The 351-nt window shown below is 69.5% G+C and carries 1 protein-coding gene; it reads left to right on the top strand.

Annotated elements, in window-relative coordinates:
• A partial coding sequence (locus tag ETQ85_RS26520) for an alpha/beta fold hydrolase (protein WP_222862328.1) occupies positions 1-192 on the top strand: 192 nt, incomplete at its 5' end.
• Between the last annotated feature and the right edge of the window lie 159 nt (positions 193-351).

Genomic DNA, 351 nt, shown 5'->3' with positions numbered 1-351 from the left:
CCCGCCATCACCCAGCCAGTGCGCCTGCTCCACGGCGGTGAGGACAAGCTAATGCCTGTCGCCGCTGCCGAATGGCTGGCCGACACGCTGCCGAATGCCCGCCTCAGCGTCTTTGGCGATGCCGGCCACGCCCCCTTCGTCTCGCGTGCGCAGGAATGCGCAGCGCTCATCGAAAGTTTCGCCCTTGACTGACGCGCCCGCCCCCAAGCGCGCCGTACGCGCCGCCTTCGACAAGGCCGCCGGCAGCTACGACGCCGTCGCCTCGGTGCAGCGCGCCGCCTGCGACCAGTTGCTGACACTTGCCAGCGAACAGGGTTTTTCCCCCGAGCGCATCCTCGATGCCGGCTGCGG

Origin of the sequence: Zoogloea oleivorans (genome assembly GCF_008107625.1) — a bacterium.
GTDB lineage: Bacteria > Pseudomonadota > Gammaproteobacteria > Burkholderiales > Rhodocyclaceae > Zoogloea > Zoogloea oleivorans.
This window is presented reverse-complemented; position numbering and strand designations above follow the sequence as displayed.